General features: G+C 39.5%; 26 protein-coding genes. 13 read left to right on the top strand and 13 right to left on the bottom strand.

Going from position 1 to position 24,368, the window contains the following annotated elements:
- The first annotated feature begins 46 nt into the window (after positions 1-46).
- Together sppA and BCY91_RS12260 are read left to right on the top strand one after the other, a co-directional pair.
- Positions 47-1,807, top strand: coding sequence for a signal peptide peptidase SppA (sppA, locus tag BCY91_RS12265; RefSeq protein WP_120182343.1), 1,761 nt, complete (start codon positions 47-49; stop codon positions 1,805-1,807).
- Positions 1,808-1,877: 70 nt separating this feature from the next.
- Positions 1,878-2,075, top strand: coding sequence for a hypothetical protein (locus BCY91_RS12260; RefSeq protein WP_220699479.1), 198 nt, complete (start codon positions 1,878-1,880; stop codon positions 2,073-2,075).
- A 192-nt stretch (positions 2,076-2,267) separates the two neighbouring features.
- Here BCY91_RS12260 and BCY91_RS12255 read toward each other — a convergent pair whose 3' ends face one another.
- Together BCY91_RS12255 and BCY91_RS12250 are read right to left on the bottom strand one after the other, a co-directional pair.
- The gene (locus BCY91_RS12255; RefSeq protein WP_120182342.1) at positions 2,268-3,356 is read right to left on the bottom strand and encodes a S1C family serine protease; all 1,089 of its coding nucleotides are present in this window, start codon (positions 3,354-3,356) and stop codon (positions 2,268-2,270) included.
- Between the two features lie 54 nt (positions 3,357-3,410).
- Entirely contained in the window at positions 3,411-3,980 is a 570-nt protein-coding gene (locus BCY91_RS12250) for an RNA polymerase sigma factor (protein ID WP_120182341.1), read from the bottom strand.
- A gap of 208 nt (positions 3,981-4,188) precedes the next feature.
- On the opposite strand from BCY91_RS12250, the gene BCY91_RS12245 reads away from it, so the two are divergent.
- From BCY91_RS12245 to BCY91_RS12230, 4 genes are all read left to right on the top strand, one after another.
- Positions 4,189-4,383 (top strand): hypothetical protein, encoded by a 195-nt coding sequence (locus tag BCY91_RS12245; protein WP_120182340.1) that lies wholly within the window; start codon positions 4,189-4,191, stop codon positions 4,381-4,383.
- 179 nt (positions 4,384-4,562) lie between these two features.
- Positions 4,563-5,528 (top strand): M23 family metallopeptidase, encoded by a 966-nt coding sequence (locus tag BCY91_RS12240; protein WP_120182339.1) that lies wholly within the window; start codon positions 4,563-4,565, stop codon positions 5,526-5,528.
- A 5-nt stretch (positions 5,529-5,533) separates the two neighbouring features.
- Positions 5,534-5,869: a MerR family transcriptional regulator gene (locus BCY91_RS12235; RefSeq protein ID WP_120182338.1), complete on the top strand. Its 336-nt coding sequence runs from the start codon at positions 5,534-5,536 to the stop codon at positions 5,867-5,869.
- 40 nt (positions 5,870-5,909) lie between these two features.
- Entirely contained in the window at positions 5,910-6,812 is a 903-nt protein-coding gene (locus tag BCY91_RS12230) for a diacylglycerol/lipid kinase family protein (protein WP_120182337.1), read from the top strand.
- On the opposite strand, the gene BCY91_RS12225 is transcribed toward BCY91_RS12230, so the two are convergent.
- Complete coding sequence (locus tag BCY91_RS12225) at positions 6,786-7,832, bottom strand: metallophosphoesterase (protein ID WP_245989116.1); 1,047 nt, start codon at positions 7,830-7,832, stop codon at positions 6,786-6,788. The two genes, BCY91_RS12230 and BCY91_RS12225, sit on opposite strands and share 27 nt — an antisense overlap.
- A gap of 89 nt (positions 7,833-7,921) precedes the next feature.
- On the opposite strand from BCY91_RS12225, the gene BCY91_RS12220 reads away from it, so the two are divergent.
- The 4 genes from BCY91_RS12220 to BCY91_RS12205 all read left to right on the top strand — a co-directional run bounded on the left by BCY91_RS12220 (position 7,922) and on the right by BCY91_RS12205 (position 13,514).
- Entirely contained in the window at positions 7,922-8,722 is an 801-nt protein-coding gene (locus BCY91_RS12220; protein WP_120182336.1) for a PorV/PorQ family protein, read from the top strand.
- Entirely contained in the window at positions 8,712-10,757 is a 2,046-nt protein-coding gene (locus BCY91_RS12215; RefSeq protein ID WP_120182335.1) for a hypothetical protein, read from the top strand. The genes BCY91_RS12220 and BCY91_RS12215 overlap by 11 nt, the downstream gene beginning before the upstream one ends.
- Before the next feature lie 8 nt (positions 10,758-10,765).
- A complete protein-coding gene (locus BCY91_RS12210; protein ID WP_120182334.1) occupies positions 10,766-12,760 on the top strand; it encodes a ComEC/Rec2 family competence protein in 1,995 nt (664 codons plus the stop codon).
- 67 nt (positions 12,761-12,827) lie between these two features.
- Entirely contained in the window at positions 12,828-13,514 is a 687-nt protein-coding gene (locus BCY91_RS12205) for a DUF4412 domain-containing protein (protein ID WP_120182333.1), read from the top strand.
- A 76-nt stretch (positions 13,515-13,590) separates the two neighbouring features.
- Here BCY91_RS12205 and BCY91_RS12200 read toward each other — a convergent pair whose 3' ends face one another.
- From BCY91_RS12200 to BCY91_RS12155, 10 genes are read right to left on the bottom strand one after another with little or no spacing between them, the layout of a single operon-like run.
- Positions 13,591-14,415 carry an alpha-1,2-fucosyltransferase gene (locus BCY91_RS12200; protein WP_120182332.1) on the bottom strand — a complete coding sequence of 275 codons (825 nt, stop codon included), beginning with the start codon at positions 14,413-14,415 and terminating at the stop codon, positions 13,591-13,593.
- Complete coding sequence (locus tag BCY91_RS12195; protein ID WP_120182331.1) at positions 14,412-15,767, bottom strand: flippase; 1,356 nt, start codon at positions 15,765-15,767, stop codon at positions 14,412-14,414. The genes BCY91_RS12200 and BCY91_RS12195 overlap by 4 nt, the downstream gene beginning before the upstream one ends.
- Entirely contained in the window at positions 15,764-16,741 is a 978-nt protein-coding gene (locus tag BCY91_RS12190) for a hypothetical protein (RefSeq protein WP_182995377.1), read from the bottom strand. Before BCY91_RS12190 ends, BCY91_RS12195 begins: the two co-directional genes overlap by 4 nt.
- Entirely contained in the window at positions 16,738-17,625 is an 888-nt protein-coding gene (locus BCY91_RS12185) for a glycosyltransferase family 2 protein (protein WP_120182330.1), read from the bottom strand. Before BCY91_RS12185 ends, BCY91_RS12190 begins: the two co-directional genes overlap by 4 nt.
- A complete protein-coding gene (locus tag BCY91_RS12180) occupies positions 17,606-18,409 on the bottom strand; it encodes a glycosyltransferase family 2 protein (RefSeq protein ID WP_120182329.1) in 804 nt (267 codons plus the stop codon). The genes BCY91_RS12185 and BCY91_RS12180 overlap by 20 nt, the downstream gene beginning before the upstream one ends.
- A gap of 17 nt (positions 18,410-18,426) precedes the next feature.
- A complete protein-coding gene (locus BCY91_RS12175) occupies positions 18,427-19,305 on the bottom strand; it encodes a glycosyltransferase family 8 protein (protein ID WP_120182328.1) in 879 nt (292 codons plus the stop codon).
- A gap of 48 nt (positions 19,306-19,353) precedes the next feature.
- Complete coding sequence (locus BCY91_RS12170) at positions 19,354-19,902, bottom strand: ATP-binding protein (RefSeq protein ID WP_120182327.1); 549 nt, start codon at positions 19,900-19,902, stop codon at positions 19,354-19,356.
- Positions 19,902-20,240, bottom strand: a complete 339-nt coding sequence (locus BCY91_RS12165; protein WP_120182326.1) for an STAS domain-containing protein — start codon at positions 20,238-20,240, stop codon at positions 19,902-19,904. Before BCY91_RS12165 ends, BCY91_RS12170 begins: the two co-directional genes overlap by 1 nt.
- Positions 20,241-20,242: 2 nt before the next feature.
- A complete protein-coding gene (locus tag BCY91_RS12160; RefSeq protein ID WP_120182325.1) occupies positions 20,243-21,367 on the bottom strand; it encodes a response regulator in 1,125 nt (374 codons plus the stop codon).
- Between the two features lie 6 nt (positions 21,368-21,373).
- Positions 21,374-21,886 (bottom strand): hypothetical protein, encoded by a 513-nt coding sequence (locus BCY91_RS12155; protein ID WP_120182324.1) that lies wholly within the window; start codon positions 21,884-21,886, stop codon positions 21,374-21,376.
- Between the two features lie 45 nt (positions 21,887-21,931).
- Between BCY91_RS12155 and BCY91_RS12150 the strand changes: the two genes are divergently transcribed.
- The 3 genes from BCY91_RS12150 to trxA are packed head-to-tail and all read left to right on the top strand — an operon-like array spanning position 21,932 to position 24,365.
- Entirely contained in the window at positions 21,932-22,843 is a 912-nt protein-coding gene (locus BCY91_RS12150; protein ID WP_120182323.1) for a glycosyltransferase family 2 protein, read from the top strand.
- Positions 22,840-24,015 carry a glycosyltransferase family 2 protein gene (locus BCY91_RS12145; RefSeq protein WP_120182322.1) on the top strand — a complete coding sequence of 392 codons (1,176 nt, stop codon included), beginning with the start codon at positions 22,840-22,842 and terminating at the stop codon, positions 24,013-24,015. The genes BCY91_RS12150 and BCY91_RS12145 overlap by 4 nt, the downstream gene beginning before the upstream one ends.
- A 53-nt stretch (positions 24,016-24,068) precedes the next feature.
- Positions 24,069-24,365 carry a thioredoxin gene (trxA, locus tag BCY91_RS12140; RefSeq protein ID WP_120182321.1) on the top strand — a complete coding sequence of 99 codons (297 nt, stop codon included), beginning with the start codon at positions 24,069-24,071 and terminating at the stop codon, positions 24,363-24,365.
- Positions 24,366-24,368 lie beyond the last annotated feature (3 nt).

Raw genomic sequence — 24,368 nt, 5'->3', positions numbered from 1 at the left:
TATAAATTATATTTGCAAAATAACATTTTAATTCCAAATCACTAAAATGAAACAATTCTTCAAATTTGTTTTCGCCTCCATGCTCGGTGTATTCATATCGGGCATACTAATATTTGTCATTTTTATTGCGAGTTTGGCTGCCATTGTGGGTAGTTCCAAAGAAAAAGTGGAAGTAAAAGCTAACTCTATCCTACATTTGAACCTCAATTTGCCCATTACAGAACGCTCATCATCAAGCCCTTTAGATGATTTAAACGTGGGCCCGTTTGTGTCTGAAAAAAAGTTAGGTTTAAATGATATTTTAAAAAGCATAAAATACGCAAAAGACGACAGCAACATAAAAGGTATTTATTTAGATGTAAGCTATTTGACTACCGGGTTTGCTACTGCAGAAGAGATCAGGAATGCTTTGCTCGATTTTAAAAAATCAGGGAAATTTGTTATTGCTTACAGCGAAATTTATTCGCAAGGCGCTTATTACATTGCTTCTGCTGCCAGCAAAATTTACTTAAATCCGCAAGGTATTTTAGAACTTAAAGGCTTAAGCGCACAAAATATGTTTTTTAAAGGCACCTTGGAAAAATTAAATATTGAGGCACAAATTATTAAAGTAGGCACCTTTAAAAGTGCGGTAGAACCTTTTGTATTAGATAAAATGAGCGATGCCAATCGACTACAAACCAATGCCTTACTATCTTCGCTTTACCAGCATCTTACCGCAAACATTGCCGCTAGCCGGCATATTGCTCAAGATTCTGTGATTTCTATTGCCAACGGTTTAAAGTCAAGAGCGCCGGAAGATGCAGTAAAATATAAATTAGTGGATGCCCTAAAATATAAAGATGAAATTTTAGACGAGCTTAAAGCTAAAACAGGCATCGATAAAAAGAAGAACTTAAATACGGTTAGCGTAAGCGATTATGCCAAAACAATTGAAGAAAAAGGTCCATCATCAGACCGTATTGCTGTTATTTACGCCAATGGCGATATTGGCGGAGGCGAAGGAGATGAAAATTCTATCGGTTCTGAGGGAATTTCTAAAGCCATCCGTAAAGCACGCACCAACGATAAAATTAAAGCGGTTGTTTTGCGCGTTAACAGCCCCGGCGGCAGTGCTTTAGCATCAGACGTTATCTGGCGCGAAGTGGTATTAACCAAAAAAGTAAAACCTGTGGTGGTTTCCATGGGCGATTATGCGGCTTCTGGAGGTTATTATATAGCCTGTGCTGCAAACGAAATTTATGCCGAACCAAACACCATTACGGGCTCTATCGGCGTGTTTGCCATTATCCCAAATATGCAGGGCTTTTTCAACAACAAGCTAGGCGTAACTTTTGATGGGGTGAAAACCGGACAGTTTGCAGACTTAGGCAATATCGGCAGGCCTTTAAGTGCAGCCGAAAAACAGATATTCCAACACGAGGTTAACCGCACTTATAACGACTTTACCAAACGCGTGGCCGAGGGCAGAAAGCTTACGCAAAGCTATGTAGACAGCATTGGACAAGGCAGAGTATGGACCGGCGAGCAGGCTTTGAAACTTAAATTAGTTGATAAATTAGGGCATATAGATGATGCCATCGCTTCTGCCGCACGCAAAGCTAAGCTTAAAGAATACCGTATTGTCAATTATCCGGAAATCAAAGACGGATTAATGGGCTTATTAGGTAGTTCTGAAGATAAGATTAAAGCCTATTTTGTTAAACAAGAACTAGGCGAAACCTATCCTGTTTATCAAAAGATAAAGCAGGCCACACAAATGAGCGGCTTACAAGCTAGGATGCCCTATATAATTGACATCCAATAAATTTAAAGACCAGAACGGTCTTTTTTGTTGAGTTTACTTGCATAAATTAGATAACCTTTATTAAAAAATTATGGAACTAATTGTAGGAATGAGCATTCTAACCATATTAGCCATCGTAACTTTTTGCTGGCTGTTGCCGATAATTATTATTGCATTATCTAACAGAACAAGCGGGGCAGAAAAAGCAGCATGGATTTTAGCTGTTATTTTTATCTCTTGGTTTGCTTGGATTTTTTACGCCTTACTGGCGCCTTTAAATAAGCGTTAATTATTTAAGGCGATCTAATAGCATCATTCAGCTAAGGATATAATAACTGATAATATCTACATGCAAAATAACGCTAATTCTATGGCGCTAAAAAGCATTATAAGGTGCTGTATTTGGCCTTTATCAAAGATTTAGACATAAAAAAAGCTCTGGCGAAAAACCAAAGCTTTGCTTTATCAGGAAAGCTAAATGCTAGTTATACACCTTCACCATAAAAATGTAATCCTGCATTTTTTTGATTTGTTGCGTTCTATTTAAACCAGCTAAGCTGTTCTTTTTATTAATTACAATTTTTTGTTTTAAAGAGTCCTGTGGGATGTTACTCACAGCCCGCAATAGAAAATCGGATTTTACCGCAAATGCTGCGCCGTCTGCCTGGGTTTGTTTGCCGCTTACAATACCTATCACGTTTCCTTTGCTATCCATTAAAGGGCCACCAGAGTTTCCCGGGTTTACCGGTATAGAGATTTGATAAGCGATAGAATCTCCACCGAAACCTGTTGATGAGCTTAAATAGCCTTTTCCGTAAACCACGTCATCTTTAGGGTAACCGATGGTATAAACATCTTCGCCCAAATCAGAATTAGATTTTTTGAAGGTGTAGGGGACACTTGCCAAACTTTTAAAAGTGCTGTCCTTAATTTGCAATACCGCTATGTCAAACTCGGGATCTATGTATAAGGTTTGTACGCGGAAAGATTCGCCTTTATTGTTTTGCACATAAACAGAATCTGCCCCTTTTATCACATGGTAGTTGGTCACCAAATAACCGTCGGCAGAGAGCGCGAAACCCGTACCGCTGTATTGGCTAATGTCTCGCGTTGGTTTGCTGTTGATGTTTCTAATCAGTGCTGTTTGCGAACGCTTAATATTCTCCATATCGCGCTTTAATTCGCTGTAGTTAGAGCCGTGTTCATTGGCATCAAACTGCCCTGTAAAAAACAGGGTAACTAAAGTAGTAAAAACAGCAATGGTTGCCGCCACTGCCAAATTTTTGCGGTATTTATTCCAAAGCACGCGTAATAAGGTAGGTTGCTCCCGGTATTCATTTACCAAAGCTTCCACATCCAGCGTATCGTGAATCTCATTCATCGCTGTACGCAGGTTTTTTACATCCCCATAAGCTTTTAATGTTTTCAGAAAATCAAGGTGCGCTACAACCTTATGATCAAAGGAGGCATCAGCGCGGCGCTCATTTTCAAATTCGGCTATCTCTACATCATTCATTTCGTGATAGTAGTAAGCTTCTATTCTTTTGATCAAGTCAATTTCACTCTTCATTTCTACTTTATTAACGGTAAAAAATTGCTCCTAAAACAAAAGCAACTTTAAATATTATTTGGGGTTAAAAAATAGCTTCTTTAACCTTTGCAAGCATTTGTACTTCTGCGTTTTAGCATTATCGGCATTGGTGTAACCAAATTTCTCCGAAATATCCTGCATTGATTTATTGTGGATATAAAAATCCTCAATTATTGTTTTACAGGGCTCGCCCAACTGCTCCAGCGCACTGTTCATCATCGTAAACTGTTGGTCTCGTTCTTCGTGCGCCACCAAATCAGATTCTACTTCAAAATGATCTTCATAATCATTTATATCTGCATTAAACCTGCTTTTATGGCTCAGTTTCTTTAACCACAGCCTTCTACAAACAGAATATAAAAAAGTTTTAAGCTTGCTGGTGAGTTCAAAATCGCCGCTTTTTATTTTATCATGCAGTATAATGATACTTTCTTGATAAATATCTTTCGCATCATGCTCGCTACCGTTATTATTGATGATGAGTTGCAAAATCATCGGGTAATAAGCCTTATAAAGATATTGAAGCGTTGATGATGAATTATTCAGTATTCCTAAAATAATTTCACTATCTGTTGGTATTGAATGATTTATCTTTCTGCTCACTGTTTAATACTCTTTTTGCTAAATTGTAACCCTTAATCGGTAAAAAAAAATATTTTTTTCATTGTCCGTTAAAGCTGATTTAAAGCTATTTATAATTAGCAAAGCTGTTCTGTCAAAAAAAATTAATTTTTTTCGAGCTTACCGGGTTACCTTTCTTTCGTTTGGGTATTAAGGGTAAATTAATCACAAAATAAAAGAAGAAATTAACATGAAAAACTTATTCAAATTCGGATTTTTCGCTTTAGCAATCTCTTTATCAGTTGTTGCTTGTAACTCTAACAAAGCTACTGAAGAAACTGCAGATTCAGCTTCATTAGATTCAATCACAGTTGATACTGCTGCTGTTGATACAGTTGCTGGCGATTCTTCTGTTGTAGCGGTTGATACTACTGCTGCTCAATAAGATTAAAAAATCTTGAAGAAAAAGCACTGCCAAACGGCGGTGCTTTTTTGTTTACACCTGCGCCTACCTAATTTTTGCCAATATTTCCGTTGGCTTATATCAAAGCCCAAAAACTTACGTTTTTATTTTTTTACATTTGCAGTCCATTTTGGACAGCTATAAAATTTAAAACCACCTAAATGGCAAAAACCAAATATTATTTTAACTCTCAGACACTTAAGTACGAAAAGGTAAAGTTAAGCTGGGGGCTTAAAATGCTAAAAGGCCTAGGCTTTGTTTCCACTGCTTTGGTGTTTTCATTTATCATCATTGCATTAGCGTACACTTTCTTAGACTCGCCGAAAGAGAAGCAGTTAAAAAGAGAAATTAGCTCTTTAAGCTTACAATATGACATTTTACAGAGCAGGCTGAAGCAGATGGATTTGGTGGTGAAAGATCTGCAAGAACGTGATGATAATATTTACCGCGTTATTTTAGAAGCAGAGCCAATTCCCTTGGAAGTAAGAAATGCTGGTTTTGGGGGTGTAAACCGATACAAAAACTTAGAAAATTACAATTACAGCAAGTTGATGATTGAGACCACAAAAAAGCTAGATATCATCTCGAAACAGCTGTACGTGCAATCAAAATCCTATGACGAGCTGGCAAAAGCCGTGAACTCTAAAGGCAAAATGATGGCCAGTATCCCGGCCATACAACCTATTAACAGCCGAAGATTACGTTCTATCTCGGGTTTTGGCTACCGTATGCACCCGATTTATAAAATTAGGAAAATGCACTCAGGGATAGATTTTGCCGCTCCAATTGGCACTCCTATTTATGCAACCGGCGATGGATATATTGTAGCTGCCGGTGTTGAGCGCGGTTACGGCAACCGTATTATGATTAATCATGGTTATGGATATGTTACTAAATATGCACATATGAGCAAATTTAAAGTGCGCAAAGGAGAAAGAGTTAAACGTGGGGATATTATAGGCTACGTAGGCAACACTGGCGCCTCTACCGGGCCACATTGCCATTATGAAGTTTATAAGGGCGGAAAAGCCATAAATCCTATCAACTTCTTCTTTAACGATTTAACGCCGGCCGAATATGTGACCATGTTAGAAGTAGCTTCGCGCGATAACCAATCATTAGATTAATTGACATGCCATACAAAGAGAAAGACATCCAAAAATCTTATTACAGCATTGGCGAAGTAGCCGAAATGTTTGCTGTAAACACTTCCATGATCCGTTTTTACGAAAAAGAATTTGAAGTGCTGCAGCCAAAAAAAAATGCGAAAGGCAACCGGCTGTTTCGGCCGGAAGACATTAGCAACCTAAAAATAATTTTTAACCTGATAAAAGACAAAGGCTTCACTTTACAGGGCGCTAAAGATTACATGAAGAAAAACAAACGCGAGGTAGATGAGCAACAAAAAGTAGTTGAAGCTTTAGAAAAAATTAAAGCTTTTATGATCGACCTGAAAGAACAGCTTTAATGAAATTGTTTCTGAACTAACCTTTTGCAGCTCTTTAACTATGAAACCGAACGTTTTATTTGTCTTAAATCAGAAAGCAGGCAGTAAAAGTGATGTAGAAGCAGAAACAAGCATTCGCGAACATGCACATAAAAACGGTTATCCATTTAAAATCTATTTATGCCAAGAAAATGCTACAAGCGATCTAAAAAAACTTATTGCCAACTTTAAGCCGAACATTGTATGCGCTATGGGCGGCGATGGAACAATTAACCTAGTTTCGTCACTCATCCACTCCCAAGATATCTCATTGTTGATTGTTCCTTTTGGTTCTGCTAACGGCATGGCAAAAGAATTACAGATTCCGCCCACTTTAACAGAATGTCTGCATCTGATAGAAAGAGGCGAAAGCGTAGCTATTGATTTGGTAAAAGTTAACGGCAGGATTTCTGTTCATTTATCAGACGTAGGACTAAACGCAAAAATAGTACGCCGTTTTGAGCTAGATCCAAATAGAGGACTAATTACTTATGCCAAACATCTTTTTACCGAAATATTTTTATTGAAGCGCAACCGCTTTGAGATAAACTTCGACAACAAAGTCCTAAAAACCAGTGCGGTTTCGCTCACCTTTGCCAATGCTACTAAATACGGCACCAGCGCGGTAATTAATCCAGATGGTATTTTAAACGATGGATGGTTTGAAATATGTATTGTAAAGCCTTTCCCGAAAATCCATGTAATCAACATCGCTATTCAGATGTTTAGAAACACATTGAAATACTCAGAGTATTTTAAAATTATCAAATGTAAACGCGCAAGCATTATTTGTAAACGGCAAACGCATTTGCAGAATGATGGCGAACCGATGGGAAAGGTAAAGCAAATTGAATTGGAAATTATGCCCCAAGCGCTAAAAGTATTAATTGACCCTGATTTAACGCATCCAACCATCAAAAAGTAAATGCCCATCGGCATTTTCCTCGTCCACAGCCAAAACTTCCGCTTTCGCGCTTAAATCATCATAAACTTTTATCTTAAAAAAGCCTTTTTCTTTGGCGGCAAATCGCGAGTATTTCCCGTTACGCACCACATAAGTGGCCTTAGAACCTGCACCGCTTACCACGTAATTATTTTCGTACTTCTCAATAAACTGCAAGTTATGCTCGTGACCGGCGATGTAAGTTAAGCCGGGAAATTCGCGGAATATCGCCTTCAATCTTCTACGTAACTGTTTAAAGCGCGGATGCGATAAATCTTCACGTGCACCATAATATTTCCTGTACAAAGGCAGCAACGACCCCACCACAGGCATAGGTAAGTAAGCGCCTTTTTTATAAATAGTGAGCGGAAAAAGATGGTGTTTTAACTTATAGCTACCGCCGTGCAAAGAATAACTGTAAATAGGATAATGGCCACATACAAAAAGTCGCTTGCTTGCATGTTTTTGCAATAAAGACTTTAGCTGTACAAAAAACGCTTCTTCCGAGTCTTGTAAACAACCGTCTTTTTTACCGGTGGGCTTCTCTCCTTTTTGCACCCACCACTGCGTATTAATCGCTATCAGCGCTAAATGTGGGTTGCTAAAAACCAAACTTGGACCAGGGCAAGCCTTTGGCGGAAAATAAACTTCCTTGCCAAATAAGTTGTTCAAGTAAGCTTCTTGTCGTAATACATAGCTTAAACCATCGCGTTTTCCTTTGTTCCAATCATGATTGCCAGATATAAAAGCAACCTGCCCCTTAAAATCCTCAACAGCTTTATGATGAGCGTTAAGCACGGCCTCGGCATCTTGCCTTAGTTTATCCCCTTGAGCAGGCAAACCGTGCGGATAAATATTATCTCCTAAAAATAAAACTGTAGCATCAACCGTATCGGGCAAATGCCGACGCAATAATTCGAGCAAGCTATCAGGTTGGTGGCGCTTAACATTGCCGGTGTCTCCTACTAAAAGCAATTCATAAATCAGCTTCTTAGAACTCATATAAAATATTTTGCAAAAAATACACCAATTAAAAATTTTGCTTAATAATATGGATGATATTATTTAATTTAACATCGAAAACCTTGTGTATGAAGAACTTCTACCTATTGATTTTTCTTTTATCACCTTGTTTTTCTGCTTTAGCACAACAAGGAAACGGACCTGCTGTTACTGCAATGGGCGATGCTGGCGTGGCTCTTAGCAATGTTTGGGCGGTAAAAACAAACCAAGCCGGCACGGCAAATTTAAAACACGCCCTTATCGCGGTAGCCTATGAAAATAAGTTTGGGATAAAAGAACTGAGCACGAAAACGGCGGTTTTTGCGGTGCCGATAAAAACTTACGTTGTAGGCGCAAGTTTTCAGGCTTATGGCACAGACGGCTTTAACGAAGTGAAGACCGGCCTAAGTTTAGCGCGAGCGTTTGGGCAAAAACTGTCTTTAGGCATTGGCTTAAATTATCATCAACTAGCTATCCAAAATTATGGGGATGCACGCGCGTTAACTGTTGAAGTAGGACTGGCTTATCAAATTACACCTCGGCTTTGCCTTGCATCGCATATTGCCAACCCAAACCAAAGTAAATTTGGAAAGGAAACAGCGCAAAACATCCCTACGCAGATGAAATTTGGTGCAAGCTACTTGTTTAACGAGCAAGTGTTGTTGGCAAGCGAGTTTGTACAAGGCATTGGCGGGCAAGCAGATTTTAAGAGCGGAATTGAATATAAACTGGTAAAAATACTGGCTTTGCGCGGCGGTTTAGCTGTAAACCCTTTTAAACAATACGGTGGCTTCGGGATAGATTACAAAGGAATCCAATGCGATTTTGCGATAGCATCGCACCCGGTTTTAGGCTATTCACCACAAATAGCGTTGGCCTATGAATTTTAAAACCGTCTCTGTTTTATTTCTGATATTTTTTGCCATTAGTAAGCTTTGCGCTCAAGATAATGATCCTATCATTGAAGAAATTGTGGAGAATGTAGTGGCCAACCAAACCGAAGATTACGACTATACAGAGCTTACCGAAAGACTAAATTATTACCGAAAACATCCCATTAACCTCAATAAAACAAGCAAGGGACAATTACAGGAATTAATTTTTTTAAATCCTTTGCAGATTAATGCTTTCTTTGATCACATTGCCACTAACGGACTTTTAATTAGCGATTTAGAGCTTCAAAGTATTGACGGTTTTGACTTGCAGACTATAAAAACGCTTCTGCATTTTGCGCACATTAACACGCCCAGCGGGTTTGAAAACTTTAGCTTTAAACGTCTTTTTGCCGACGGGACGCACGATTTACTCATCCGTTATAGCCGATATTTGGAAACTCAGAAAGGCTTCACCATTCCGGCTGATGCAGGAAAATCAAGATATTTAGGCACGCCCGATAGGGTTTTAACACGCTACCGCTTCAATTTCAGCAATAACATCCAGTTTTCGTTAAATATCGACAAAGATGCCGGCGAGCAGTTTTGGAACAAACAGCACGGACCTGATTTTGTTTCGGGCAGCTTGTACATCCGTGATTATAAAAACTTCAAAAAAATAGCCGTTGGCGACTATGCTTTGCAATTTGGCCAAGGTTTAACTTTATGGAGCGGTTTAGGCTTTGGAAAAGGCGCCGACGTATTTGCGGTTGCCAAACAAGATTTGGGTTTACGCACCTACACCTCTAGCAATGAATATTCTTTTTTTAGAGGCTTGGCTGCGCAATATCATTTTTGGCGTTTTGATTTTACGCCCTTTGTGTCTTACAACAAGTTAGATGCAGGCACGGACCTAAATCCAATCACCAATGCAGAAGACATTTCCTCTTTGCTAGAAACAGGCTTGCACCGCACAGCAACAGAACTTAAAAACCGGCGCAGGGTATCACAACTCGTTTACGGAGGCAATCTGGCCTATAACAATCGTAAGCTTTCTTTGGGTTTAACGGCTTACCAATCGTATTACAGCGAAGATTTTGCCCCCGGATCATCACTTTACAATCAGTTTGATTTTAGCGGTAAGCAACTGGCCAACGTGGGTTTTAATTACAGTTATACTTTGCGCAACACCTATTTTTTTGGCGAGGTGGCGCATAGCCTCGGCTACGGCCTGGCATATATCAATGGCATCATCAGCAGCCTATCTCCTAACGTTGCTGCCGTGTTTTTTCATCGCAACTACCAAAAAAATTATTACTCTTTTTATAACCAAGGCATCGGCGAAAGCTCCACTGCGGTAAACGAAAAGGGCTTTTATGCCGGTTTGCAAATAAAGCCCAACAAGAAATTTGCGGTAGATTTTTACACCGACTTGTTCAAATTCCCTTGGCTTAAATTTGGTGTAGATGCGCCTTCGAGCGGCTACGACCTACTGGCGCAGTTCAACTATATGCCAAACAAAACAACACGCTTCACCCTCAGATATAAACATCAAAATAAACAGAAAAATTTAGCCAGTGCCGGTTTCACAAATACTATCGGGTCCGAGAACAAATCGAATTACCGTGCCGAGGTGCAATATCAAATTAGCAAAGCAATTGCGTTGCGCAACCGCATAGAAATGGTGCAGTACCAATTGGAGCAAAGTACCGGCAAATACGGATTTTTGATTTACCAAGATGTAGCCTACAGTCCGCTTAGCTCTAAATGGTCCGGCAATATGCGTTTAAGCTTGTTTGATACAGATGGTTTTGATGCGCGGATTTACGCTTATGAAAGTGATGTGCTTTACGGTTTTTCTATCCCGGGTTTCCAAAACCAGGGCCTGCGCTTTTACGGCAACCTACGTTGTCAGCTTAAGCGCGGTGTTGATATATGGCTAAAATACAGTTTTACCCAGTACGCCGATGCAGAAACAGTGGGCTCGGGTTTGGATGAAATTGCGGGCGATAGCCGTTCGGAAGGAAAAGTTCAGTTACGGTTTCAGTTTTAGATTTAAAGATGCTGGCTTATTACAAAACGGAAGTTCCTTTTTTACGTCTTGTGCTGGCTTTCGGCTTAGGCATCATTGTATCTGTTTGCTTAAATTTGGCACCCAGCTTCCCCATAAACTTCACGTTTTATTGCTTGATTGCACTTTGTTTATGGTCCGCCTTAACTTATAAAAAAGCAAAGCTATACCTCAAGCGGCCGTTTACCGGAGCTTTAATATACAGTACGGTTTTTTTTGCCGGTATCAGCATTAGTAACCAACGTAAAGAAATTTATCATGAACAGCATTTTTCAAGATTAAAAGCAGAAAAACTAGTGGTGCTTATCAATGAAAAACCTAAAATAAACAAGAACTATGTAAGCTTTTTGGCCCAAGTAAAAGCTACTGTAAAGGATAAAAAATTAGAGGACTGCAAAGGGAAATTGTTAATCGATTGCCGCATGGACAGCGCAAAAAGCGCTACCTTGACTTATGGTGATGTATTACTGGTTGATGCAGATTATAAAGAAACGGAAGCCCCTAAAAATCCGGCAGAATTTAATTACAAGCGCTATTTGCAGCTTCAAAACATTTATCATAAAGGCTCTTTACAGGCGCCACAATTACAAAAACTGGACAGTGACTGTGGCAATCCGATTATTGCCTTTGCGCTTAGATTTAGGGAAGCACAGGTGGCTAAATTTAACGCTCATCTTCAAAATAATGAAGCAAAAGCAGTGGCGTCTACCCTGATTTTGGGTTATCGGGCTCAGCTAGACCACGCCTTAATGCTCACCTACTCTAACACAGGAACTATGCATGTGCTTTCGGTATCGGGAATGCACGTGGCTATAGTTGCAGGATTTCTTAGTTTTTTGCTATCGTTTATGAACAAAAAACGAAGCACGCGTTTGCTAAAAACCATATTAATGGTGACGCTAATTTGGTTTTACGCGCTTACAACCGGACTAGCGCCGTCTGTTACGCGTGCGGCCATTATGATTTCTTTTGTGTTGATTGCGAAAGCCTACGGGAAACGTGTTAACGTTTTTAATATTTTAGGTTTATCTGCTTTAATGCTACTGATATACAATCCGTTTTACTTATTTGATGTTGGTTTCCAACTTTCTTACATCGCAGTTGGTGGGCTGATTTTTATTTACCCTAAAATTAAAAATTGCTATTGCCCGCAAAACTATTTTGTTGGCCAAATTTGGTCGGTAATGGCCGTCTCCATTGCTGCACAGCTAATAACTGCACCGTTTAGCATGTTCTATTTTCATCAATTCCCGGTTTACTTTTTACTAAGCAATGTTTTTATTGTTTTACCGGCCGCCGTGGTTATGTATGTGGGTTTTGTGTTTCTTTCTTTAGCTTCCGTTTTTCCGAATGTAGAGGTACCGGCTAAAGCTTTGGAATATGCAATTGTTTTCATGAACGAAGGTTTGAAAAAAATTGAGGTAATTCCGCACGGAAGCATAAACCAGTTATGGCACGGTTTCTTCGAAATTGGACTGCTTTACGCAGCATTGTTCTGCATAATTTGCGCACACAAAAACATCAGGTATCTACGCTTAAGTTGTTTATTTCTTGCTGTTTTTGTGTGCCGGTTAAGTTACCTCGAGTTTACAAAAATGCAACAGCAAAATCTGATGGTTTTTAACGTACCAAAACATCGGGCCCTTGCGCTGCTAAACGGCAGAGATGCGATAGTGGTTAGCGATTTATCGACAACCGATAATGCATTCCAGTTTTCGGTTAAGCCTTATTTAGACAGCTGCCAAGTGCAAAACATAAAAATGGTGGATATTGGACAAGTGCAAGCTCTCAAGTTCAAAAACACAAAGCTTTATATCGGCAGCGGTAAAAATACACCTACAATAAAAACGGACTGGCTTTTATCTCGAGTTGCAAAAAAAAGCCAGGTATCTTACCACAATAACACGCTGTCAGAAAACAACTTATACTCTAACATTTACATTAACAATTTCAACGTAAACAAGGCAACAGAGTTTAAATGGTAGTTTATAAAAACCTGCCCGGATAATGCTGAAAATAATTTATCTTGTGTACTCAAAAAATTCATAAAACATGAACATGCTTAAAACCTTAAAAACAACTTTTGCCTTGGCTATGGGGATTGGCCTTGCCAGTTTTAGCTATGCGCAAAAGACCATCAAAGAAGGCACAATTACTTACAGCGCAGAATACACTTTGCCTGCCGACCAGCAATCTTTAGCTGCAATGTTGCCTAAAGAAATGAAAGTAGCCTTTAACGGAGATCTTAGCCGGATGAAAATGGATATGGGAATGTACGCCACCACCATTTTAGCCAATATAGTAACAGGCGAGATGTTGACATTGACTGAAGTGCCTATGCAAAACCGCAAAATTGCTGTTAAAATGAACAAAGCCCAGGCCGAAAAGATGCGCGAATTCCAAAACGGAAACCACGATTACGATGTAACGGCTACAACCGAAACAAAGAAAATAGCAGGATACAACTGCAAAAAATATATTTTGAAAGACAGAGAAGACGGCACCCAGGCAGAAATTTGGACTACAACAGAAATTAAAATCCCTAATAATGCTTTAACCAGCGAATTAAAGAAAGTAGATGGCGTACCGGTTGAGTTCTCTAACAAAGCTAACGGTTTAACCACCAAAATGACTTTAAAGAGCATTGACGAAACGCCAGTGGGCACCATCAGCTTAGAAGCGCCAAGTGATTATGAACCTATGGATTTTACCGACTTAATGAGCCAGATGGGTGGCTAGGTAAAACTTCTTGGGTGAAAATATTTCAGAAAAGCTCGACGGAAGTTGGGCTTTTCTGTTTTAAGGGCCTCAAGCTTTAGTCTTCGTTTACCTCGCACCATTCAAATTTATCCGTCATGATACCGCGCGGGTGTTCGCGGCCAATTTTAAAGCCGAACCAATTTTTTGGGGCATAAACTTTTTGCTTCTTGTGGCTAAGGAAGCACGCCCACCAAGCGAAAGTGCTGTTAGAGATGATGGCGATATCCGCATGTTGGATAATCTGAAAATCGATAATTTCGGAATTTTCTGAAAAAACAAAATTTTCTTGAGGCGGAAAAACCTGCTTTACATGGCTAATATCGTCGCTAACGAAAATGACTTTATGTGCTGATAAGTCTCCCAACGCTTCCAAACGTTTTTTGAAATATGCCATGGGTAAAGAAATATCCCGTTTGCGACGTTCGCCGTAGCTCATATAATCGGTTCGCCTAATGTGCACCACAACAGTTTTGCTTTCGGCAAACAAAGTACCGTACAAATCTTCAAACTCACGGAGGTAGCTTTTTTTAATTTTAAAACGCGGCGGATTTTTAAGTTGCTTGTAGTAATAGTCGGATTGAAAATAGCCTTCATACAGCGACCAATTGCGCAACTTAAACTCGCGCGGACTAACCCAATTATGGATGTAGATTTTTTTAAGTGGCAACAGCATTGGCGCAACACGCGTTATTGCCGAATAAGCTTTAGAACCCAACAAAAAATTATCGTTACGCTCTAGCTCAAAATATTTTTCGATATAAGCATGATGCGGATTTTCAAAAAAAACAAGCTTATCTGCTTCGCGCTGTTTTACATATTGTAAAAAAACATACTGGAATAACTGATTGCCCAAACGCCCTATAAATCTTACCGCTATCATTTGTTGTTGCGACGTTTAAATTTATCAATTTGCGGTTTCACAAATTGCTCGTAAAACTCGGGGTAAAAGCGGTAAGCATACACAAAAGCATGATAAAACTTAACGCCCAGCGCTTTTCTCAAAATAACTTGTGCAATAATAAACCCAACAATATTAGACACTAAGGTGGCATATGCCGCGCCCAAAACGCCCATATTTAAAATGAAAAAATAATTTAATGTAAGATTCATAGCCGCCGTAAAAACCACAATATAAAACGTAGTGCGCGTTTTTCCGATAGAATCCAAAATTATCCCAAACTGCCTCCCGAAGGGGATTAACAAGGTGTATAAAAGGGTAATCCTTAATAAAGGAACAGCGTCGGTATATTTTTGGCCGGCTAAAAGGTAAAGCACCAATTCTGGAAACGCGTAAATGAAAATTAAACCCGGGATAAGGATAGCTAATATAGTCCCCACAGATTTCTCGTATAGATATTTGATCGCATCTTTGCCCTCGGTTTCTATACGTTTGGCGCTCTGCGGAAATACGATATTAGCTACGGCGCTGGTGGGGATATCTATCAGGTTAACAATGCGCACGGCTACGTTAAACACACCAGAAGCACTTGGTGAGATGATACTGGATAGCATCATTTGATCTACACTGCCCGACAAAATAGAGCTTATAGACGTGCCAAAAGCATATTTACCATAATTGAAAAGCTTTAACATCCAATTGCGGTAAATGCCGATTGCAAAATGGAGAAAAGGACGTGTGTACAAAAATGCGATTAAAGCAGCTATGGCTGTGCCCAAAATTTGCACCGCCACCAAATGGGGCAGCGCTATGGTTTTATGGGTTACAAAGCAGTACAATACGTACAAAAAGTAAATGGCTTGCGAGCTGGTAACAGAAACAAATACGCCGCGAAACTGCAAATGCGCCTGCTCTATACAGTTAAATTGGGTAAGTAAACCATTTAAAATATAAACAATATTAAAAAGGTAAAAAAGCTGGGTGAGCTGGGGCGAGTTGAGCAATTTTGCCAAAAGCGCGCCCAAAGAAAGGTTTAAAATAACAATTACAAGAGTCACCAGAATGTTGATGGTGAAGGCTGCCGATATAATTTTAGGCTTGTCGGCATCATTTGCGCCAGAAAGGAATTTAATAAGCGCATTGCGTATTAAACCGTCTCTGAAGATATTCAAAATGGTGATGGTGGTCATGTAAACCGTCCATACGCCATAATCATGTTCGGATAAACTGCGTACCAAAAAGAAAAAACTGCCGAACCCGAAAAGCACACCAGCCATGTTTTGGAAAACATTTATAATGCCCGATTTTAGCCAGTAATTGCCGTTACCTTTCATGTTTTTGGAAGATAATGTTGCGCAATATAATTTTTAACCTGCTCTTCTGTTTTAGCCAGGTAAACCTTTGTACCTGCCATTGCTTCGTAAACGGAATTAAAGCAGCCGAAATGATGCTCGGGTCCTTTTGCAGAGTAGATGATATTTTCGCCCTCAAATAAACAGGCTAATGCCGATGTACCGCCGTGGATAGACAAAAAGTGATCGGCATTGGCGTAAACGCACATCTGAAAGTGGTTAAAATTATTGGCCCCAATGCGGTTTTCTTTGTAAAGATCTTCCACTAACAGCACCTCCGGAAAATTCTCCCGAATCCAATCGTACTCGTTTAAATCAATCACATCGCTGGTATCTGATACAATTTGGTTTGCCCGCGGACGATTGTAAATGATTTGGTAATGCTTGCCTAATGTCTCAAAGATATATTGCAACATAGGAATGCTGAAAAAACTGATGGGCGGTCCCTCCCACTCGGTATTGTAACGGTTAGCTACAATTAAAATGGGTTTATCATAAACATAAACATCATTTTTAAACTGAGCTTTGTAAGGCACGCGCTCCCACTTGCTCATGTCGTAATCGTGGCTGTACAAAATCCTTGGAGTTTCGTAGTTGTAATTGCCCTCGTTGGTGCGTACCTCATAAACCTCGCGATGATCAGGCGAAAAAAAGTACATTTCATTGGTGTACTTGGCTCCTTCTGTGCGTAAGAGCGTACCGTTTTTATAATGCCAGTAAGCAAACGGGATCACAAACAAAAATTCGGGAGCAAACTCTCCGCTGAAAGAAACAACCTTATACTTTTTCTTGAACACGTAATCTCTAAACACATATTTCAGCTGAATCAATTTGCAGTAATAAGTATCCCGATAAAAATACCTTATCATCGGATCTATTTTCCCGAAGCGTAAGCGCACGTAAACGCTAATTAGCTTGGTGATGAAGTTTGTAGGTACGTGGTGTTTTTTCTTCAAATCTTTTTCCCTTTCAAATATTCCGACAGACGGTTGGTATGCAATTTAAAGCGCGATTTAAAAGCTTCCAAAATTCCGCCTTCTGCAATTAACCTGCGCGATGAAGTGAATACCACTGCTTTGTTATCCGTAACCAACTTTAACCTTCCGGTTTTCATTAGGTTTACCGCCATGCGGCCGTCTTCTGATTCGTCAACGTAATAATCGCTGCCTATGGCATTATCAAATTTGCGGACGTTTTTTACTTTAAAACCGCCGTTAGCCAAACCTACCTGGGTAATAAACCCCATGTTAAAACCTAAAAAGTTGATATGCTCGCGCCTTAAGCGCCTCAAGCGGATGATTACGCTGGCTAATCTTTCGTAAACCCAAAAAAATGCCCGGTCGTAATCATTTTCGGGTATAAAGGCATAGCGCCCATAAACGCCCACTACATCATCATCTTTCTCTAACGGTGCTACCATCGCATCAATCCATCCCGGCGGATAAAATGTATCCGAATCGGCACATAAATGGTATTTGCCCTTCGCACGCTCTAAACCCAATTGCCGCGCAAAAGTGATCCCTTGTTTAGGTTCAAAATAACTAATTACGCCAAGTTTATCTAATACTTTTTGAGTTAAATCTGTTGAATTGTTATTGATAACCACCAGCTCCACTTTACGTTTGGTACGGCTGTTGGCCAAGGAAGATAGCGTCCTAAAAATGTTATTTTCTTCGTTCCAAGCCGGTATCATCACAGAAACTTCTGGGTCCGGACTTTTAAATCTCTGCAATTTCCGATGGATATCAGCCAGCTCTTTATCGGTTAAATCGGAAAAACTTTTGCCTTTGTACAAATTCCGCTTAACCCATTTTGGCAATTTAAACAAGGCTACGGCCATATACTTTTCGTTTGATTTTGAAAGCCAGCAATTCAGAATTAAACCTAAGATAGCGATAAAGCGCCCGCGCTGCAACGGATAAAAAGTGATTGTTGTTCCGCAAAAAATTACGTTTAAAGGTACTAGGCTCTTCATCATCATTTACCTGCGTTAGCAACGCATTAATATCATGATAAATTAATGCCTTCGGTTTGTTGGCCAATACCTGCATCATCATTTTATACTCGGCACGCTCGGGATTTACACCTTCCGCATATTTGCCAAAACGTTCAAGAAAATTGCTTCTGCGCAGGTGCGGATGGTCGCTATAATAATAATATTTATGATAATGTTGCCAAAGCTTCCAATGTTTAAACACCATCTCGTTAAAGCCATGCTCGGCGGGTTTCACGTAAGGATAGCTGTAATATCCATAATATCGCACAAAATCGATGCTTGCATCTGCTAACATCATTTGCCGAGACAGGGTTAATTTTTCGGCAAGCAAAGGTTTTGGCACAAAATCTTCTTGGATATAAAGCGTAAAAGGCGTTTTAATATATTGTTGCCCTTTATTGATGTTATTACCTAAACCCCGGTTAATGGGCGCTTTAACAAGTGAAAATTCATATCTCAACTGCAAGGCAGTTATATAAGCCTGATGTTCGGCATTACTTCCATCGTCAGAAACTACAATCTCGTGGAATTTTAAATCAAGTTGTTCCAATGCCGATAGCAGCCTTTCTAAAGATTTGCTTCGGTTATAGTGGGTAACCAACAAAGAAATATCCGGATACGAGGGCATGTTTTAAAAAGCGTTTGTTAATTGGTTTTTAGGAATGCTTTAAATTTTTTCTTGAGCTTGATTTTAGCCTTGTGTATCAAACGGCTTAAATCGCTCTTCATTTTCATATTTTTCCAAGGCGTTTGCGCTAAGTATTTAAAAAATTCTTGCTGAAATACTTTGTCCGAGTTGTACGATTTATAGATGGGCTTAATATCCAGATAATGGATACATTTTGCGTTTGGATGATAGTTGTTTGCAAACCAGTTCCAAAACGGATCTATCTGCAGCCATTTTCCGGTAAAAACAACGTTTAAACCATACTGGTCGGCATAATTTACGTGCTGTATATTATCCTCCATCACTTTCAGCACCTTTTGGGGGATGTTTTGTTTGCGCCACTGTTCGCAATCAATTAATAACATACCCGAATTAAAATAAGGCGCATCTGCGGCAATGCCCAACTCCTCGTAGTTGGGGATGCCGCCCCATTTACAACCGGCCACCTTGCCCACATCTTGCACTGCGGCCATCGTATGTCCGCGCATATCGGTATTCCAAAGTTGGGCTACATCTGCTTTTACCACCATGTCTACATCAAAATAAATCAATTTTTTAACGCTGGGAGGAACCACAAAGGGGGCAAACATGCGGAAATAAGAAGTTCTGGGAAAGGCGGAGTTATCTTCAGGGAATTTAACCCCGGGCGGTAAAATTTCTTCGGTTGGCTTCCATTCAATCTTAACGTTATCTTTTGCCAAAGTGTTTATCTTTTCCCGGTTAATCCGGGATATCCCGTCGTCAAGAAAATAGAAGGTAATATCTTCACCACTAGTGTGGTTAGTAATCACAGATTGGATAAGTACAGCCGCTAAAATCGCGTAATTATTGTTGCTAGCTAAGGTAATTGCTATCATTGTTGCTTGTTGAAAGCGGCCGCTTAATACGCAAACCGAAGCGCCAATTTAAAATTTAAAAATCACTTCAAAGGCGTTTTTTCCTTCGTGGCTGTTAAAATAGTAGTGAAAAGAGCTAGCGCATTGTCTAATCACCATCAAACCAAAGTTTTCGGGCATCAGCTGCACGTCATCATAATCTACTGCCGCAGGCTCTAAAAACTCAATTACATTTTCGTTTTTAACCAGTACATCCAATTTATAATTGTTGCCTAGCAAGGCGCAAAGCCGGGTTGATGGCGCAATAGCTGTTAACGGAAAGCCGTGTAGAATCCCGGTAGCATCGTCGGTAAAAGTGAATAAATTTCCTGAATCTATTTTTTTGATGATGATTTCCCGACTGCCAATTTCCAATTCAATAAATGAAACTGCGCGGCTGTGTTTCATGGCGTTGGTGAGCAACTCCATAATCACCAATTTAAATTTAGAGAGGCGCTTGAAATCCGTTGCCAAAGGTTCAAAACCGCTAACAAAGTTACAGCATGTTTCTATAAACATCTTATAACTGCTGATGTGCACTGGGATTTCTAAGGTAAGCTTTTTTGCGTTGGAAGCCATTAGTTCAGTTGCTGAAGTGCATCTTCTTTATTATCACAGATTTTAAAAACCTTGTCTAAGCGGGTAAGCTCAAACAAAGACATCACATCACTGTTAATGTTTATTAAAGCCATTTCTCCGCCTTTAGACAAAACATTCTTAAGTCCCCCAACTAAGGCACCAATAAAAGAGCTGTCCATGTATTCTATTTTGCCCAGGTCCAGGATAATCTTTGGCGGATGAACTTCGTCTATATCGTACAAAAACTTCTTAAAATCTTCTGATTGGTTTAGGCTGGCTTCAGATAAATTGATGGTCACATATACTGTTCCGTCAATAACTTCTTTACTATAATTCATTTCTAGAGACGTTTAATTTGTATTAGGCTACAGTCGTCTACCTGATATTTCTGACTGTTGAATATACTTTCTGTTATTTGGTTAAAACTTAAGTTTTGGTTCAGGTGCATCTTCAGACTGCCTAAAAAAAGATTCAAATCTGTTTTTTTAACTCCTTTGGCTTCAAAATCTATCACCCCATCCGAAATCAAGTACACCCTGTCGTTACTTGTTGTGGCTATACTTTGTTCATTAAAATTACCGTTTTTAAAAAACCCTAACAGCAAGCCTTTCGATTTATACTGCGTTACTTCTTGGCTGGCCGGGTTGTATTTTAACAGGGGCAAATCGCTGGCTCCGCAATAGCTGATATCTCCGGTTTCGTCATCTATTAAAACCAAGCTAAGTGTAGAGTAAATATCATTCAAAAACTCATCAACGTGGATTACTTGGTTAATGCGCTGCATAATTTTAGCTACCGATAAGTTGCCGTCAAAAACGCACAAACGTATGGCAGAGCGGATATAGCTAAGGAAAGTAAACGAGAAAAACCATGCGCCCCACTTTTTGCCCATCACATCGCCCAGCACTACAAAAGTGTAACGGTCATCTATTTTAATTAAATCAATAAAATCGCCTCCGGGGTGGTTTTGGTAGGTTTTGTGGAAAATATTGATTTCAAAGTTCTTCAGCTTTAGTTTCTTCTGCGGAACGTTTTTTAGGTTTAGTTTATCGGCAACGGATTTTAGCTCGGCAATTGATTTCTCATTTTGCTCTACCACGGTAGCTAAAATGTTTTTCACCTTGGCCACCAGCTGTTCAACCGGCGTGTTTTTGTCAATATAGTCTATCGCTTTTAATGCTAAGCCTTTATCAATTAGCATTTCTTTATTATGCGAGGTATGAAATAAAAAGGGAATGTTCTTGAATTTTTTGTCTTCTAAAAGCCGCTTACGAAAATCAAAACCATCAATAGTGGGCATTTCAATATCAGAAATTATCAGATCTTGAATGTCGTTCTGCAACACCTCTAGCGCACTTTCTACAGAAGACGCAGTAGTAGCTTCAAAACCATTTTGGTTAAGCACTTTTTGCATCAGCCTAAGCTGAAACGGCTCATCGTCAACTAAAAGTATCTTTTTGCCCACGTAATTTTATCTGTTAGCAAATTTAAAGTAAGATTTAATAATGGTGAAAACGCCAGTTAAAATAATAATTAATGAGATCAAATCCATCAGCGTAAAACCATCGTTTACGCTAAAATAGAAAATTGTAAACATTTCAAAATACGGCGGCGCAGGTAAAATAATCATCGCTAGCCCTAAAGTTAGCATCACAAAACCGATACATAAAGGCACTAAAAGTTCTAAAAAGCGCTTTACCGCTACAGATTTTGCTACCTTGGTATCCACAAAATTGTCTTGTAAAATAAGCTCAATTTTGTCTAGTTTTTCCAGGCGCGATAATCTGTCATCGTCCACTTTGGCAAATTCGGCAATTAATTCGGCTTCGGTTAATTTATTATGTACGGCAGTGTTAAACTTATGCTGTAAAGATTTTATATTATCCGAGTTGATGTCCGAACTGTTTAAAGTGGCTATTAAATCGTTCAGTTTTTCTTCTACAGTAGCGTGGGGCATATTTTTAAAACTTATTAAATTTTCCATCCTCTTAATTGTATAATTGTGCTATGGGTATTTTTATTTTTTAGGATGGATCTTGTTTCAGTTATCACCGTCAATTATAATCAGCCAGAAGCTACGGTTGCTCTGCTTCACTCGTTAAAAAAAGTTTCCTATCCTAATTTGGAAGTAATTTTGGTGGACAACGGCAGCACAGAAAACAACGAAGCCACATTCCAAGACATTTTCCCAAACTTTACCTTTATTCGTACAAAAGTTAACTTAGGTTTCGCCGGAGGTAATAATTTAGGTATAAAAGCGGCTAAAGGTGAGTACATTTTTCTTTTAAATAACGACACAGAAGTTACAGAAAACACTGTTAGTCAGCTAGTTGATGTTTTAAAAAACAACATCCAAATAGGTTTGCTATCACCTTTAATTTTATATTACGATAAACCCGATACCGTGCAATATGCCGGTTATACTCCTCTAAATTATCTTACGGCGCGCAACCAACAGCTGGGGCAATACGAAGAAAATGTAGGGCAATATGATCAAAAAACCTACCCTACCGGTTTTTGCCACGGCGCCGCGGTCATTTGCCGAAAAAGTGATTTAAACAAAGCCGGACTGATGGATGAAAATTACTTCTTGTATTATGAGGAGCTGGATTGGTGCGAAAAATTTAAGCGTATTGGCAAGCAAATTTATTTTACCGGCAACACCTATATTTTGCATAAAGAATCTGTTAGCGTGGGTAAAGAAAGTCCGCTGAAAACCTATTTTTTAACCCGCAACCGCATGTTGTTTATCCGCAAAAACACTTCTCTGCTAAATACAATTGGCTTTTCTGTTTATTATTTGTTGGTAGCCTGCCCCAAAATGGTTTTAAAATATTTGCTGAACAGACGAAGTGATTTAGCCCTCCAAGTTATAAAAGCAGTAAAATGGAATCTTTTTCATTCCAAAAACAGTAAAAATCTAGGATATAAATTAAAATGATCACTTTTTTTTGGATTGCCCTATTTATCATATTCTACACCTTTTTTGGTTACGGCATTTTGCTGTTTTTTTTGGTGAGGCTTAAAAAATTTTTTAAAAAGCCTTTTAATTTCCAAAACAACGTCCCTTTGCCTAGTGTGAGCCTTTTAATTGCCGCCTATAACGAGGCCGATATTATTGAGCAAAAAATTGTCAATTGCCTTTCTCTGGACTATCCTAAACATTTGCTAAAAGTAATTTTTATTACCGATGGCTCCAGCGACGACACGCCGCAGCTTATTTCAAAATATACGGAAGTAAAATTATTACACCAAAACCAGCGGAGCGGAAAAATGGCAGCCATTAAACGTGCCATGCCATTTGTTGATACAGAGATTACGGTTTTTACAGATGCAAATACTTTTTTAAATGCCAGCGCAATAACAGAATTGGTGAAACATTACCAAAACGACAAGGTGGGCGCAGTTGCGGGCGAGAAGCGCATTTTAGTAGCCGAACAAGCCGATGCAAGCGCCGCCGGTGAGGGTTTTTACTGGAAATACGAATCGGCATTGAAAAACTGGGATTACCAACTTTATTCTAACGTGGGCGCTGCGGGCGAATTATTCAGCATTAAAACCGCACTTTATACGCCGGTAGAGTCGGACACGATTGTTGACGACCACATGATTGCCATGCGCATTGCAGAAAAAGGCTATATCATCGCTTATGAACCTAAGGCTTACGCTTTGGAAAGCGCTTCTGCCAATAGCGCCGAAGAGCTGAAACGGAAAATCAGAATTGCGGCAGGTGGTATCCAATCTATTTTCCGTTTAAAAAAAGCCGCAAACCCTTTCCGCAACCCAATCTTAACCTTTCAGTACGTTAGCCACCGCGTATTACGCTGGACCATTACGCCTTGGTTAATGATTGCCGTGTTTTTTGCAAACATCAGCATCTGTTTGCAACACCCCAACCTGGAATTATACCAGGTGCTATTGGCTTTACAAATATTGTTTTACCTTGCTGCCGCTGTTGGAGCAGTGCTAGAGTCCAAGGCCATCAAAATCAAACTGCTGTTTGTTCCTTTTTATTTTTGTATGATGAATTATGCTACCATTGCCGGCACCATCCGATACTTTAAGGGACAGCAGAGTGCGGCTTGGGAAAAATCAAAACGCAAGACCAATTGACAGCATTTTCTGCTTGGCAACTATTTTGTAGCGCTTTTTGAAAAACTATCGTCATGTCAAAATTTTCAGAACTTATTAACTCCGATAAACCCGTGCTGGTTGATTTTTTTGCCGAGTGGTGCGGTCCCTGCAAAATGATGAAACCCATTTTAAGCGAATTGAAATCGCAATTGGGCGAAGAGCTTTCCATTATTAAAGTAGATGTCGACAAAAATCCGCAGGCGGCGAATGCTTACCAGATCCAGGGCGTACCTACGCTTATCCTATTTAAAAACGGACAAATTAAATGGCGGCAATCTGGCGTAGTTCCTGCAAACCAGTTGGCACAAATTGTAAAACAGTTTCGGTAACGG

The sequence above is a fragment of the Pelobium manganitolerans genome (genome assembly GCF_003609575.1).
GTDB lineage: Bacteria > Bacteroidota > Bacteroidia > Sphingobacteriales > Sphingobacteriaceae > Pseudopedobacter > Pseudopedobacter manganitolerans.
Note: the sequence above shows the minus strand (reverse complement) of the source record. Positions and strands in the feature narration are given on the sequence as shown.